Source organism: Tenacibaculum sp. Mcav3-52 (assembly GCF_022347665.1).
In the GTDB taxonomy this organism is placed as follows: domain Bacteria; phylum Bacteroidota; class Bacteroidia; order Flavobacteriales; family Flavobacteriaceae; genus Polaribacter; species Polaribacter mesophilus.
Genome location: NZ_JAKRGE010000001.1, coordinates 1,184,672 through 1,198,311 on the forward strand (window position 1 = coordinate 1,184,672; position 13,640 = coordinate 1,198,311).

Annotated in this window: 16 protein-coding genes; 5 read left to right on the top strand and 11 right to left on the bottom strand. The window is 31.0% G+C overall.

Translation table 11 applies throughout. The annotated features are described in order from the left end of the window. Window positions 1–41: 41 nt before the first annotated feature. From MHM83_RS05425 to MHM83_RS05445, 5 genes are all read right to left on the bottom strand, one after another. Window positions 42–1,349 (bottom strand): TolC family protein, encoded by a 1,308-nt coding sequence (locus MHM83_RS05425; RefSeq protein WP_239178716.1) that lies wholly within the window; start codon window positions 1,347–1,349, stop codon window positions 42–44. Between the two features lie 117 nt (window positions 1,350–1,466). Next, on the bottom strand, window positions 1,467–2,543 hold the full coding sequence (gene cydB, locus MHM83_RS05430; protein ID WP_239178717.1) for a cytochrome d ubiquinol oxidase subunit II: 1,077 nt from the start codon (window positions 2,541–2,543) through the stop codon (window positions 1,467–1,469). A gap of 3 nt (window positions 2,544–2,546) precedes the next feature. Further along, window positions 2,547–3,875, bottom strand: a complete 1,329-nt coding sequence (locus tag MHM83_RS05435; RefSeq protein WP_239178718.1) for a cytochrome ubiquinol oxidase subunit I — start codon at window positions 3,873–3,875, stop codon at window positions 2,547–2,549. Between the two features lie 75 nt (window positions 3,876–3,950). After that, window positions 3,951–4,250 (bottom strand): thioredoxin, encoded by a 300-nt coding sequence (gene trxA / locus MHM83_RS05440; protein ID WP_047790386.1) that lies wholly within the window; start codon window positions 4,248–4,250, stop codon window positions 3,951–3,953. A 60-nt stretch (window positions 4,251–4,310) separates the two neighbouring features. Continuing rightward, the gene (locus tag MHM83_RS05445) at window positions 4,311–4,943 is read right to left on the bottom strand and encodes a Crp/Fnr family transcriptional regulator (RefSeq protein WP_047790387.1); all 633 of its coding nucleotides are present in this window, start codon (window positions 4,941–4,943) and stop codon (window positions 4,311–4,313) included. A gap of 142 nt (window positions 4,944–5,085) precedes the next feature. Between MHM83_RS05445 and MHM83_RS05450 the strand changes: the two genes are divergently transcribed. Together MHM83_RS05450 and MHM83_RS05455 are read left to right on the top strand one after the other, a co-directional pair. Next, complete coding sequence (locus tag MHM83_RS05450; RefSeq protein WP_047790388.1) at window positions 5,086–5,505, top strand: CBS domain-containing protein; 420 nt, start codon at window positions 5,086–5,088, stop codon at window positions 5,503–5,505. Between the two features lie 125 nt (window positions 5,506–5,630). Beyond that, the gene (locus MHM83_RS05455) at window positions 5,631–5,783 is read left to right on the top strand and encodes a hypothetical protein (protein ID WP_156167105.1); all 153 of its coding nucleotides are present in this window, start codon (window positions 5,631–5,633) and stop codon (window positions 5,781–5,783) included. 120 nt (window positions 5,784–5,903) lie between these two features. Here MHM83_RS05455 and rpe read toward each other — a convergent pair whose 3' ends face one another. Then, window positions 5,904–6,560, bottom strand: a complete 657-nt coding sequence (rpe, locus tag MHM83_RS05460; RefSeq protein ID WP_159494738.1) for a ribulose-phosphate 3-epimerase — start codon at window positions 6,558–6,560, stop codon at window positions 5,904–5,906. A gap of 150 nt (window positions 6,561–6,710) precedes the next feature. After that, window positions 6,711–7,574, bottom strand: a complete 864-nt coding sequence (locus tag MHM83_RS05465) for a sigma-70 family RNA polymerase sigma factor (protein ID WP_028891227.1) — start codon at window positions 7,572–7,574, stop codon at window positions 6,711–6,713. Between the two features lie 221 nt (window positions 7,575–7,795). Between MHM83_RS05465 and MHM83_RS05470 the strand changes: the two genes are divergently transcribed. The 3 genes from MHM83_RS05470 to MHM83_RS05480 are packed head-to-tail and all read left to right on the top strand — an operon-like array spanning window position 7,796 to window position 9,429. After that, window positions 7,796–8,365 carry an RNA polymerase sigma factor gene (locus MHM83_RS05470; protein ID WP_159494737.1) on the top strand — a complete coding sequence of 190 codons (570 nt, stop codon included), beginning with the start codon at window positions 7,796–7,798 and terminating at the stop codon, window positions 8,363–8,365. A gap of 6 nt (window positions 8,366–8,371) precedes the next feature. Then, complete coding sequence (locus tag MHM83_RS05475) at window positions 8,372–8,566, top strand: hypothetical protein (protein WP_047790391.1); 195 nt, start codon at window positions 8,372–8,374, stop codon at window positions 8,564–8,566. Between the two features lie 35 nt (window positions 8,567–8,601). Next, window positions 8,602–9,429, top strand: coding sequence for a mechanosensitive ion channel family protein (locus MHM83_RS05480; protein ID WP_047790392.1), 828 nt, complete (start codon window positions 8,602–8,604; stop codon window positions 9,427–9,429). Between the two features lie 332 nt (window positions 9,430–9,761). Here MHM83_RS05480 and porT read toward each other — a convergent pair whose 3' ends face one another. From porT to MHM83_RS05500, 4 genes are all read right to left on the bottom strand, one after another. Then, complete coding sequence (gene porT / locus MHM83_RS05485) at window positions 9,762–10,460, bottom strand: type IX secretion/gliding motility protein PorT/SprT (protein ID WP_239178719.1); 699 nt, start codon at window positions 10,458–10,460, stop codon at window positions 9,762–9,764. 1 nt (window position 10,461) lies between these two features. Next, on the bottom strand, window positions 10,462–11,190 hold the full coding sequence (ubiE, locus tag MHM83_RS05490; RefSeq protein WP_047790394.1) for a bifunctional demethylmenaquinone methyltransferase/2-methoxy-6-polyprenyl-1,4-benzoquinol methylase UbiE: 729 nt from the start codon (window positions 11,188–11,190) through the stop codon (window positions 10,462–10,464). 25 nt (window positions 11,191–11,215) lie between these two features. Beyond that, window positions 11,216–12,109: a NifU family protein gene (locus MHM83_RS05495; RefSeq protein ID WP_124590570.1), complete on the bottom strand. Its 894-nt coding sequence runs from the start codon at window positions 12,107–12,109 to the stop codon at window positions 11,216–11,218. Window positions 12,110–12,207: 98 nt separating this feature from the next. Further along, window positions 12,208–13,602: an OmpP1/FadL family transporter gene (locus tag MHM83_RS05500; RefSeq protein ID WP_239178720.1), complete on the bottom strand. Its 1,395-nt coding sequence runs from the start codon at window positions 13,600–13,602 to the stop codon at window positions 12,208–12,210. Between the last annotated feature and the right edge of the window lie 38 nt (window positions 13,603–13,640).

Sequence of the window (13,640 nt, forward strand, 5' to 3'; positions counted from 1 at the left end):
TTAAAAAATCGACACAAGTGTCGGAGCATTTTAAATCTCACTTAGTGAGTTAAAAAATCTAAATAAGCTTTGGTATAGTTATATTGATATACAATTTGATAATATTCTAATTGTTTTTGAGCGTATTGTGTTTCAGCGATTAATAAATCGGATGTTTTTTCTAGTCCTTCTTTAAATCTGTTTTTTCTGATTCGTAAGGCTTCTTCCGATTGTTGTAAGGCTAATTCGGTTAACTTTAATTGTTCCTCAGCATCGTTTAATAATCGTTTAGTGTTGTTTAACTCTAATTGACTTTTAGATTTGTACTGCTCGTATTCTAATCTTGATTTTTCATACTGAGCTTTGCTTTTCTGTGCTTTTCCGTAGCGTTTAGAACCTTTAAAAATGTCCCAAGTTAATTGAGCTCCTACTACATAACCACTAGCATCAACATTGAAAATTTTATCATCATACAACTCGTAACTACCAAAGGCATTTAAACGAGGAAGAAAATCCATTTTATCAGCTTTGTGCATTTTTTGATAGGCTTCAGAAGCTAATTCCATTGCTTTAATATCTGAACGGTTTTCAGAAATAGTCATGTCAGCAAGTTGATTCGTTAAGTGTACTTGCAAACTATCTGAAGGTTCATAAACGTTGTTCTGTGTTTCATTCATTAAAAAAGACAAGTAGTTAGAGGCATTTAGTACATTGCTTTTTGCTGTTTGTAATTGATTTTTTACTTCGGTAACTCGAACTTCAACGGCTAGTACATTTGCACGTTGTAAATATCCCTGCTTAAAGCTGTTTTCTGCCATTTGTTGATTTGCTTCTGCGGCTTGTAAGGCTTTTTCTAATACCGAAACTCCCTTGTGAGCTAATTGCAATTGCATGTATGCTTTTTCTACTTCAAGTAATAAATATTCTTGAGTACGTTGCGTCTGCAAGTTGGTTGCTTCCATTTTAGTTTTAGCGGCTTTACGTTGGTAAATACCGTCTAAATTCACCAAAGGTTGCTGAACTTCGATTTTAGTAGCAAAGTTTTGTGTTCGTTTTGGATTGTTTAATAAATCTGGATTGAAATCCGCTTGCGTTAAAATTTCTTGATTCAATTTGCTACCAAATGCCATTAGTGGATTCGTAGTTACAATTCCTGTATGAGAAGCAGTAATATTTGGCAAGAACACGTTGGTTTGCTTGTAATCGGCACGTGCTTGCTGATAGTTTTGTTCAGCTATTTTTAAAGAGGTATTATTTTCCTGAACTCTTTTCAAAACCTCACTTTTGGAAATTGAAATTTTAGTTTGAGCTAGGGTAGTAGCAGTTATAAAAAGTGCTAGCGTAAATAAACGAATATATGATGTTTTCATTTTTACTGTTTTATAACAGCAAATTTAGTGGCAACATATACGGTAGTCAGTAACTTTAGTTACACAGGGTATGTTTTTTAGTAAAGAGGATATGTAGAATATACAAAAGAGAATATGCTAATGTTCACCATAGTCTACATCATCCATTTTTCCTTTAAAAACTTTATACTGAATAACAAAATAAACAACTACTAGGATTGCAGCTATAAAAAACCAATTTAAACCTACGGACAAACCATACTCGTTAGCAGCTACATTATAAATTGTTAAATCGGGATTTATGTTATTGGTTGAAGGTAAAACTTTAGGGAAAATTGAAGCGACTGTAGTTGCCAAACCTCCTAATAAAAACAAAGAAGAATATAAAAAACCAGTGATGTGTTTTTTGTGCTTTTTTACGTTGAATAAACCAAATAACCCTACAAAAGTTAGCAGAGGGAAAATCCATAAAAAAGGATGCTCTATGAAATTATGAAATGGTTTAGGCTCTATAACATGCCAAGCGATTAATGAAATAATTACTAAACCTAATAAAACAAAAGAAAGAGTAAAAACAACTTTTTTTAGTTGGTTGTTAATACTAGCATTGGTTTTGAAAATAACCCAATTGGCACCATGGATAGTTAGTGATACCACTGCAATAATTCCCAGAAGTAAAGTAAACCAGTCAATAACTCCAAGTGTTTCAGAGTGAGGAGAGAATTCCGAATTCCATAAAGGGAGGAAAAAGTAATGTGCTTCATGAGTAGAAACACCATCTACTACATTTCCTAGATTAACACCACGTACCACATTTCCTAATGCAACTCCAAAAAATAAGGCGAGAAGCAAACTTGCAATCCCAAAAGCTTTGTCCCAAATACTTTCCCATATCCTATTATGTATTTGTCCGCGAAGTTCTAATCCAATAGCTCTAAAAATTAGTAACCATAAAACCATCATTAAAGGAAGATAAAAACCACTAAATGAAGAAGCATATAAAGTGGGGAAAGCAAAAAATAAGACACCGCCTGCAGCGATTAACCATACTTCGTTCGCATCCCAAAAAGGACCTATTGCTTTTACGACTTTCTTTTTATCTTCTTCTTTTTTAGCAAAGAATAAGTGAATAATTCCTGCTCCAAAATCATAACCATCTAAAATAACATAAATGGCTAACATCGTAACTAATACTATATACCAAAAAAGTTCCATAATTTAATGTGTTGTTTGAGGTCCTTTGTTAATGATTTTTCCTACTAAAATTAGAAATAACATTCCTAATAGTAAGTATAAACCTATAAACCCTAAAAGAGTAAATAAAGTGTTTCCTGAGGATACTGTAGGAGATGCTCCAGCAGACGTTCGTAGTAAATTATAAACTAACCAAGGTTGGCGTCCTAATTCAGCGGTATACCAGCCGGTAGTGTTGGCAATATATGGAAATGGAATAATGAAGAGTAATGACCATAAAATCCACTTTGTATCATATAACTTTTTTCTAAATAATTGAACAATGCTAGCTAACATTAATGCAATAAAAATTGTTCCTAAACCTACCATTATATGATATGCATAATATAGTCCAGGTATATTTGTTGGGTAGTTTTTTTCATCAAATTCATTGAGCCCTTTAATCTCAGCATTCCATTCTTGGTAGGTTAAAAAACTTAAGATGTTAGGGACAGCTATTTTATTATCTAATTTTTTCTCCAGCATATTTGGTTGTCCAATTAACACTATTTCTGAGCCTCCTTTTTCTGTTTCAAATATACCCTCCATAGCAGCAAAGGTTATAGGTTGATATTTGACAACGTTTTTAGCGGCTAAATCGCCTGTAGGAAAAGCAACCAGAATAGATGCTATAACTCCAAAAATAACTCCAGTTTTTAAAAATAATTTTCCAAATTCTACGTGTTTTTTATTTAAAAGATAAAGAGCTCCAATACCAGCGACTACAAAAGAGCTAGTAACCAAGGAAGCAGCCTGATTGTGCAAATATGAAGGCCATAACCATGGGTTTGAGAATAAGGCTGAAAAATTATTTAATACAAACTTACCATTGGCTAGTATTTCATATCCAACAGGATTTTGCATCCAAGAATGTGTAGCTATAATTAGAAAACCACTCGCCCAAGAGCCTAAAAAGACAAGGAATCCAGTTAAAAAATGAAGCTTATGTCCTAGTTTTTTCTCTCCAAATAAAAACAGCCCTAAAAAGGAAGATTCTAAAAAGAAAGAAAACATTCCTTCCATAGCTAATGTTTGACCTATAATACCACCAGTAAGCTCGGAGAACTTAGCCCAGTTAGTTCCGAATTGAAATTCCATAGGGATTCCAGTAACAACTCCCATAGCAAAATTTAAAGCAAAAATTTTCATCCAAAACTTAGCAGCATCGTTGTATTTTTCAATTTTAGTCCTTAAAAATTTCCATTTGAAGAAAACTATCATCAACGATAGTCCCATGGTTAGTTGTGGAAATAAGTAGTGAAAAGTTATTGTGAAAGCAAACTGCATTCTATCATAAAAGAGCATGTCTTCCATACCGAAGATTGTTTATGAGGTTATTAAATAAGAACGTTTTTTTAGTAGCAATAAGGTGGAATAAAAATAATGATATTATTTTACATGACTATTAATAATTTGAATCAAATCATCCTTGTGTAACATCCCAGATTGTCTCCATAACAGCGTCTCTTCTTTAAAAAGCATAAAGGTAGGAACACCCCTAATTTGGTAGGTATTGGCTATTTGTTGATTTTTATCAACGTCTATTTTTAAAATAATAACATTTTCTCCTAAATCTTCTTTTACTTCTTTTAATATAGGAGCCATCATTTTACATGGACCGCACCATTCGGCAAAGAAATCAATCAAAACAGGTTTTTTACCTTTAATTATTTCAGAAAATTTACCCATCGTTTTTTACTATAAAGGTAAAACGATTCTCTTGTAATAAATGTAACTTAAGTTACAGGGTTAAAGTTCTAACACTTTAACTTGATTTCTATTTAGTTCTATTTTATCTTTTTTTTCTAAAGCTTTTAAAAGTCTTGAAATAACTACTCTTGAAGTATGTAAGTCATTAGCTATTTGTTGGTGTGTTACGCTAATTGTTTCATTTTGATTTACTAAGGCTTTGTCTTTTAGGTATTTTAATAAACGTTCATCCATGTTTAGAAAAGCAATAGTATCAATAGCATCAATAAACTCTTGTAATCTGCTGTGATAACTATGTAAGATGAATTCTTGCCAGCTTTTATATTTACTAAGCCATTCACTCATTTTTTGTTTAGGAATCATTAATAGCTTTACATCAGTTTCAGCCACGGCTTTAATTTTACTTTTAGTCTGTCCCATACAACACGAAAGTGTCATAGCGCAAGTATCACCTTTTTCAATATAATATAAGACTAAGTCGTCTCCCTCTTTATCTTCACGCAAAATTTTTATAGCACCACTTAATAACAAAGGAATAGAAGTAATGTAGCTTCCAATATCAATAATAACTTCATTGGCTTTAAATTCTTTAGCTATTGCAACATCAGTTATTTCTTTTAATAATGCTTCTTCAAATAAATAACCGTAGTATTTCTGTAAATCTTCTATCAAGATAAAATGTTTTTGTAAAAATAGTTAAATAATTACATTTTAGATAGAAATAAAATAGATGATAATCTATGATTTTAATCAGGTTTATACTTGTTTTTATTACTGAAATTTGAAGTAGATAATAACACAAAACTTTACTAAAATGAAAAAAAGAACACCAGTTTCAGTAATAATGACTAAAGATGTAATTACATTAAGTAGTACTGATGATTTAATGACAGCAGAAAAAATATTTAAAAAAGAACATATAAGACATATTCCGGTAGTTAGCGGAAATGAAATAAAAGGAATGTTAAGTTATACAGACCTTTTACGAATAAGTTTTGCAGATGCAATTGATGAAAATGAAACTGACGTTGATACTGTGGTGTACAATATGTTTACAATAGATCAAGTAATGGCAAAAAACTTAGAAACTGTAAATTCTAGTACTACAATTAAAGAGGTAGCAGAAATTCTAGCTAAAAAAGAGTTTCATGCTTTGCCAGTTGTTGATGATAATGAATTAGTCGGGATTGTAACTACCACGGATTTAATTTATTACTTATTAGAGCAGTTTTAGCTTTTTCTTCAATATAAGCCGTGTGAAAAGTTTAATTTTACGATAAAACCATACTTTTATTATGGTTTTTTGTGAGTTAAATTGTTTTCTAGAATTTATTTTTGAGAAACTTAAAACACTTTATTATGTTTAAAAACATTTCAAACCTAGGTATTGCTTTAAATAAAGCAGAACAAAAATCAATTAATGGAGGATGGATTTACGTTTTGTGTCATAGCTGTGAACCACTTCCTCGAGGCTATGTTTGTATGAATGATGTTATTTGTGGGGGAGAATAAGTTAACCTCAAAAAGATTACATTAATATTGTCTATATTATATTTATAGTACCTTTTAAGGGATTAAAGGGCTGTTAAATCAAAAGCGTACTTAGATTCGTTTCTAAATACGCTTTGACTTTTAATTTATAATAGTTTTTAAATTTTCAATTGTTTCGGTTGGGTTGTCACTTTTGAAAACAAAACTGCCAGCAACTAATACATTAGCACCTACCTCTACAAGTTTATTAGCGTTTTGATCAGTTACACCACCATCAATTTCAATTAGAGTAGAAGCTTCACTAAATTCAATCAAGTTCTTTAACTGTTGAATTTTTTTGTACGTATTTTCAATGAATGATTGCCCTCCAAACCCAGGGTTAACACTCATAATACAAACCACATCTAAGTCCTTTATAATATCTTCTAAAACTGCAATTGGTGTATGCGGATTTAAAGCTACTCCTGCTTTCATACCAGCTGCTTTTATTGCTTGAACTGTTCTGTGTAAATGTGTACAAGCCTCGTAATGTACTGTTAAAATGTCGGCGCCTAAATCAGCAAAAGTTTGAATGTAACGATCAGGATCTACAATCATTAAGTGCACATCAATAGTTTTATTAGCGTGTTTTGTAATTGATTTTAAAACAGGCATTCCAAAAGAAATATTTGGTACAAAAACACCGTCCATAATGTCAATATGAAACCAATCTGCTTTACTATCATTTACCATTTCAACATCACGTTGAAGATTTCCAAAATCAGCCGCTAAAATTGATGGGGCTACAAGTTTTTCCATTAATATATAAGTTGTTGTGTTGTTATTATGTGCAAATATAGTTAAAACTAAGGGCATTAAAATGAAAAAGAAAGCTCTCAAATTAGAGAGCTTTCATTCATTAATCAAAAAACGAATAGTTACGATAACTATTTGTTGTTGTTTATGTTATTAACCTAAGTAAGTCATTAAAATCTTACTACGAGATGTGTGTTTTAATCTTCTGATGGCTTTTTCTTTGATTTGACGTACACGTTCACGTGTTAAATCAAATGTTTCACCTATTTCTTCTAAAGTCATTGGTTGATGCTCTCCTAAACCAAAGTATAATTTTACAACATCAGCCTCACGTGGAGTTAATGTTTCTAGTGCGCGGTTAATTTCAATACGTAAAGATTCATGTAATAATGTTTTGTCAGGGTTTGGTGATTCACCTGAGTTTAATACATCATATAAATTAGAATCTTCACCTTCAATCAAAGGAGCATCCATTGATACATGACGTCCAGAGTTTTTCATAGACTCTTTAACATCATTAACAGTCATGTCTAGTTTCTTAGCAATTTCCTCAGCACTTGGTGGGCGCTCATTTTCTTGCTCTAAGAAAGCATACATTTTATTAATTTTATTAATAGAACCAATTTTGTTTAAAGGTAGGCGAACAATACGAGATTGTTCAGCTAATGCTTGTAAAATAGATTGACGAATCCACCATACTGCATAAGAGATGAATTTAAAACCACGAGTTTCATCAAAACGTTTAGCGGCTTTAATTAAACCTAAATTTCCTTCATTAATTAAATCAGGAAGTGTTAATCCTTGATTTTGGTATTGTTTTGCAACCGATACCACAAAACGTAAGTTAGCCTTGGTTAGTTTTTCAAGAGCTCTTTGGTCACCAGCTTTAATTCTTTGCGCTAATTCTACTTCTTCATCAGCAGTAATTAAATCTACTTTTCCAATTTCTTGTAAGTATTTGTCTAAAGAGGCTGTTTCTCTGTTGGTAACCTGTTTTGTAATTTTAAGTTGTCTCATCTACTTCAAATATATTTTTAATTTATCAATCACTCTGCATTAACTTATACGTAAGAGGTTGCAATAATGTTACAAAATTTTTGTGTTTCTTAAAAAAAATCGTCTATTTGTTAAATAAATGTTAAAACAAATTGTATTAATGTTTTTTAAAGTGACCATACTATTAAAGTAGTGTCTAAATTTATTCGTAACTAAGAAGGAAAAACTAACTATACTGCCCCTTGGAGAGTATTGATGTAAAGAAAATAAACGACGAAGATTTGGTTCGTAAAATAGTAGAAAAAAATGATACTCATTTGTTTGCTATTTTATACGACCGTTACGCAGGTGTGGTGTATAATAAGTGTTATAGTTTTTCTAAAAGTAAAGAAGAGGCACAAGATTTAACACACGATGTTTTTATACGATTATTTGTTAAATTGAGAACTTTTAAAGGGAAATCTAAATTCTCTACTTGGTTGTATTCTTTTACGTATAATTTTTGTGTTAATTACGTGCAAAGAAACAAAGAGAAAAAAAAAGAAAAAGTTACCTTAGTAACTGATGAAATAAGAGAAGAAAGCAATATTGATGATATTGAAGACGCTACACTATTTGAATTAAAATCAGATAAACTAGCTAAAGCACTTGAAATAATTTCTCCTTCAGAGAAAATGATCTTGTTAATGAAGTATCAGGATGATATGAGTATTAAAGATATTTCTATAGGTTTAGATTTAGGAGAAAGTGCAGTTAAGATGCGATTGAAAAGGGCTAAAGATAAAGTAGTGAAAGCGTATAACGAACTGTAATAAATTATGGATAATCCATTTAAACAAATATTACATAACGAGGAGTTACCGGAAGTGCTAAAAGATAAAGTGCTTAATGATGTAGCAATGATAAAGCTATCAATTGATATAGCAGATTTATTTGTTGTGAAATATCCGAGTACTATTGTAGATTTGCTTAGTAGCAGTTCGCATAACAAAAACGAATCTAAAAAAGATTAAAAACTAAATTTTAACTACTCTAACTACAAAAAATTATGATTACTCTACAAATAGATATTTTAGCCCCCTTTTTAAATCTTTTTCAAGACATAGCTAAAACATTACCAACTGTAGCGATGTTTATTCTTTTTGTAATTGTTTCTTGGCTGGCAATAAAAGTATTTCTATATATCGTTAGAAAGGCTTTATCAAAAACTAAAATAGATGAATGGTCTAAAAAACTCAACAAAACAGAGATTTTTGGGAACAGTACCATTAATATTGTTTTAACTAATGTGATTTTAGCTGTTTTAAAGTGGTTTTTAATTTTCATTTTTGTAATGGTTGGGGCAGAGGTATTTGGTATGAATGTCGTTTCTGATGGGATAAAAAGCTTTTTTGCTTATTTGCCAAAACTACTAACAGCAGTAGGTATTTTTGTGGCAGGTGCATATTTAGGAACAATGGTAAAAAAAGCCATTCAAACCATGTTTAAGTCTCTTGAAATTTCAGGTGGAAATTTAGTAGGAAATATTGCTTTTTATTTAATTGTAATATTTTTATCTATAACAGCTCTTGATCAAGCAGGTGTAGACACATCAGTAATAAAAAGTAATTTAACATTACTAATAGGTTCTGTACTACTAGCGTTTACTTTAGCTTTTGGTTTTGGAGCTAGAGATGCTGTTGCTAGATTACTTTTTGGCTATTATTCAAGAAAGAATATATCAATAGGAGAAAAAGTTATAATAGATGAAGTAGAAGGTGTTGTTGTGGCAATAGATAATATTTGCATTACGATTAATACAGATACAGGAAAGGTTATATTACCAATTAAAAATGTAGTTGACAATAAAATAGTTATAAAAAATAATAAAAATTAACATTTTTTTATATCTTTGAAAACGCTAAAAACAATGTTTTTAACAGTACGATAGATTTCGGGGGACTTCTATCCGATTGATAAAGAGAAATCTTTATGAAAAGCCGCTTTTTGCGGCTTTTTTTATTTTAAAATTTAAATAAATCATTTATACCTATTGTGTTTTTGAATAAATTATTTAATAATTTATAAAATAAGTGACCAAATAAAATTTTTTGTGTCTAAATAATAAAGAGTAATAGGATTTCGGGGGACTTCATATTATTTTTAAACTTAAAAAGGCTTTCTAATTTAGAAAGCCTTTTTTTATTGTGAATATATGTTTAAGAAATCTTATTCAAAAGCTAAGTGCAAAAACACTCCTCTAGTTCCTAAGAAATTAATTGGGTCTGTCCATTGACTAGGAGATTTGTTATCGTATATAGCCTCATTATTTATGGCAAAAACCCCTCTTATAGAAGGTGAGAATTTAAAATAACTTAAGTAAAAATCAACACCAATACCTACTTCGTACATGAAATTAGTGGTTGATGTTCTAAATTCTCCAGCAAAATTATCATCACTGTTTTTTTCATTACTTGAAAAGTTATGATCGTATGAAACTCCTCCAATTACATAAGGTCTCATATTATTAAGCCTGTTTGTGCTAAATTTTAACAGCAGTGGTAAGTGTAAGTATGTGGCTCCAACCTCACGTGTTTTTTCGTTTTCTGCTCCAGGTATATGTTTAAAACGTAATGTTTTGGTGTTAGACATTAAACCAGGTTCAAAACGTAGGTTAATATTATTATGTAACCTTAAGTCAGCAATTAAACCTACATTAAAACCAATAGAGGACTCTACTTCGATTTCAGCATTATCAAAATCACTTTGAGCATAAGAAATTTTATAACCATTATTATTAGCTCCTAAGTAAAAACCATAGTGAAAAAGAGGTTTGTCAAAACTAGGAAGTTTCAATATTTTTTCTTTTTGCGCTTGTGTGGAAAACGACGTTACTAAAATTCCGAAAAGTAAAAGCTTTTTTAACATATTATTTTAAAGCGGTATAAATTGATGCAACACCAAACGTTACAGGTATATTCTTTGCATTCTTAAACCCGTTTTTTTGTAAAATATTGTTGAAAGCCTTTCCAAAAGGGAAGGAATTTGCTGTTTTTGATAAATAAGAGTAAGCAACCTTATCTTTTGAAAAGAGTTTACCAATAATAGGTAAAATATAATTAGTATACAATTTATATCCTTGTTTGAAAGGAAACTTGGTTGGATTTGAGGTTTCTAATACAACAAACTTACCTCCAGGTTTTAATACACGTAATATTTCGGTTAAGCCTTTATCTAAGTTTTCAAAGTTTCTAACACCAAAAGAAACAGTAATTGCATCAAAGGTATTATCAGGAAAAGGAATGTTTTCACTATCTCCAACAATCATTTTAATTTTATTAGATAAATCAGCCTTGGCTATTTTATGTCTTCCTACTTGTAGCATTCCTTCAGAAATATCTAACCCTACAATTCTTTCAGGGTTTAATTTAGACATCATTAAGGCTAAATCACCTGTACCAGTAGCAATATCTAAAATTTGTTGGGGTTTATTTTCTCCTACTAATTTTACCACTTTTTTACGCCAGCTAACATCAATTCCTAAAGAAATTACACGGTTTAAGCCGTCGTAATCTTCAGAAATATTGTCAAACATTTGAGCTACTTGCTCTTTCTTTCCTAATTCAGAATCTTTATATGGTTTAATCTTTTCAGACATATGTTTTTGTTAGGTTTACGGTAAATTACCCATTAATGGCAACTACTTCATTAATTTGATTAGGTAACATTTCTTTAAGCATAGTTTCAATACCATTTTTTAATGTTACTGTTGATGATGGACAGCCACTACAAGCTCCTTGTAAAATAACACTTACTCTTTTGCTATCAGCATCGTATGATTGAAAAGCTATATTACCGCCATCAGAAGCTACAGCAGGCTTTATATACTCGTCTAAAATATCAACAATTTTAGCTTCAGTATCAGTTAAATTCTCTTTAGGAACTTCAACATTTTGCTTAGTTTGCTGTTTTGGTAATTCAGATATAATTTTTTTGCCTTCCTGTATATAACTACGAATAAAAGTACGTACTTCTTGGTATACTTCATTCCAATCAATCATATCGTATTTGGTGATTGAAATGTAGTTTTCAGAAATAAAAATTTCTTTTACAAAAGGAAAACTAAATAAGGCTTGAGCTAGAGGAGAAGATTTGCTAGCTTCTTCAATATTAGTATACTCAACATCAGTTTGTGTTAAAGCTTTGTTGGTTCCGAATTTCATTACAGCTGGATTTGGTGTAACTTCAGCATATACTTCAACAGCATCTTTTTTGGTAGTTTCTTCTTTTACTACAGAATTACCATCTTGGATGTAAGCTTCTATTTGCTCGCGAACCTCTTCTTCAACATCGCTCCATTCAACAATATCGTATCGTTGAATAGCAATGAAGTTAGCTGTAACTAATACCTTTTTTACAAAAGGAAGGTAAAATAGTTGTTGTGCTAACGGAGAGTTTTTAGCCTCGTCTATATTATTGTATTCATAACTACCACCATTAACTAAAATTTTGTTACTAACAAATTTTAGAATGGTTTCGTTATTAGTTTCTTGTATGTTTATTTTTATTGAACTCATAAGTTGTAAATAAGAAGCAAAATTACGGTAAAAAACTGAGATATGTATATATAAAAAGTCCTGCTATAGCAGGACTTTTTATATATGTTTTTTATGAATTATAAACTAAAAGTAATTGTTCCAGAGATTCTAGAAGTATCGGTTGTTAATTCAATAGGATCTACATTTACAGCAGTTGAGTTATAAATATGGTACGGACTGTTGTTTTCTGAGTTAGTATATGATAAATCAAACTTAACGTTTCCGAAATTATAACCAAGTCCTAATGAAAATCCAGAAATATTATCACCGTCTAGAGCATTTTTATAAGGGCTTTCTTCATAATGATAACCACCACGAACACTCATTTTGTCAAAACGCCACTCAGTACCAATGTTTAAGGAATGAGTACCTTTGAAATCATTATCAAAGTTTTGATTAGTTTCTATAAAATAAGGGGCGTTCTCTCTATATTTTGTGCCACTGTAATCTTTATAAGTATAGTCAGCACTTATTAAACCCTGTTTACCAAAAACAAATGCTGCACTGGCTGTAAGTTTACTTGGTGTTCTTAGTCTGAAAATGTTTGAGTTAAATTCTTCGCCACTGTTAACATCGGTATTTTGGTTTGTTGCTGAAATTTCAGTGTAACCTATCCAATCATCATATCTAGAGTCATTCGGGTCGAAGACGTTTAAGTTGCTGTCTTCAAAAACTTCATTATACCATGTTGGAGTCTCATAAGCTAACCCGAAACGGAAGCTTTGATTTACTTTGTAAATAAAACCAGCACTAAAAGATACTCCGCTACCTTCAAAGTAACTATCTTGAACATTAAAAGCGTTTAATGTGTTACCATTATTATCTTCATTAACTTCTCTAAGTTCTGTAACTTGACCAAAGCTAAAGTTATGAAACTTTATACTAGCTCCTGCATATAATTTGTTTAGATGTACAGCAGAGAATCCCATCTCAAAAATGCTACTCTCTCCGTAGGTAGAATTAAAAAAACGTTGTTCTTGTCCATTGTCGTACTGATTGGTAATATCATCAGGATGTTCATTGAATAATGCCTGACCACTATTACCTTGTGAAGAAAACAAACCTTCAAAATCACTTTTTAATCTATAGTTAAAGGTTAATGCAAAACGGTTCCAGTCAGAGTTATGAGCAGAGTCAAAAGATAAAATACCACCAGCTTGGGTAATGTTAAAAAAATCATCTTCTGTTTCTGTTGTGTTTCCGTAATACTTAGTTGTATATGTAGTGTTTCTATTACCTAAAGTTACCCCAAAAGTACTTTTAATGGCAACGGCACTACCAGCTGGGTTAATACCAAAAGAAGATATGTCTCCACCTAATGCTCCAAAGGCTCCACTCATTGCTTCAAAACGAGCAGTTCCATAATTATTGTCTCTTGAAAATAAGATTCCTAAATCATTGTAGCCCAAAGATTGTGAGTAGGCAGTATACGTACTAGCGATAATTATCGCGAAAGTTAAAATTCTTTTCATTTTTTCATTAATTCGTTAAAACTTATCTTGAAATTTTG

Excerpts from the sequence above, each read along its gene's own strand:
- MHM83_RS05475 (WP_047790391.1), top strand. The coding sequence starts at position 8,372 with ATGGATAATCCATTTAAACAAATATTACATAACGAGGAGTTACCGGAA.
- ubiE (WP_047790394.1), bottom strand. The coding sequence starts at position 11,190 with ATGTCTGAAAAGATTAAACCATATAAAGATTCTGAATTAGGAAAGAAA.
- trxA (WP_047790386.1), bottom strand. The coding sequence starts at position 4,250 with ATGGGTAAATTTTCTGAAATAATTAAAGGTAAAAAACCTGTTTTGATT.
- porT (WP_239178719.1), bottom strand. The coding sequence starts at position 10,460 with ATGTTAAAAAAGCTTTTACTTTTCGGAATTTTAGTAACGTCGTTTTCC.
- MHM83_RS05435 (WP_239178718.1), bottom strand. The coding sequence starts at position 3,875 with ATGGAAGACATGCTCTTTTATGATAGAATGCAGTTTGCTTTCACAATA.
- MHM83_RS05455 (WP_156167105.1), top strand. The coding sequence starts at position 5,631 with ATGTTTAAAAACATTTCAAACCTAGGTATTGCTTTAAATAAAGCAGAA.
- cydB (WP_239178717.1), bottom strand. The coding sequence starts at position 2,543 with ATGGAACTTTTTTGGTATATAGTATTAGTTACGATGTTAGCCATTTAT.
- MHM83_RS05425 (WP_239178716.1), bottom strand. The coding sequence starts at position 1,349 with ATGAAAACATCATATATTCGTTTATTTACGCTAGCACTTTTTATAACT.
- MHM83_RS05495 (WP_124590570.1), bottom strand. The coding sequence starts at position 12,109 with ATGAGTTCAATAAAAATAAACATACAAGAAACTAATAACGAAACCATT.
- rpe (WP_159494738.1), bottom strand. The coding sequence starts at position 6,560 with ATGGAAAAACTTGTAGCCCCATCAATTTTAGCGGCTGATTTTGGAAAT.
- MHM83_RS05500 (WP_239178720.1), bottom strand. The coding sequence starts at position 13,602 with ATGAAAAGAATTTTAACTTTCGCGATAATTATCGCTAGTACGTATACT.
- MHM83_RS05480 (WP_047790392.1), top strand. The coding sequence starts at position 8,602 with ATGATTACTCTACAAATAGATATTTTAGCCCCCTTTTTAAATCTTTTT.
- MHM83_RS05450 (WP_047790388.1), top strand. The coding sequence starts at position 5,086 with ATGAAAAAAAGAACACCAGTTTCAGTAATAATGACTAAAGATGTAATT.
- MHM83_RS05465 (WP_028891227.1), bottom strand. The coding sequence starts at position 7,574 with ATGAGACAACTTAAAATTACAAAACAGGTTACCAACAGAGAAACAGCC.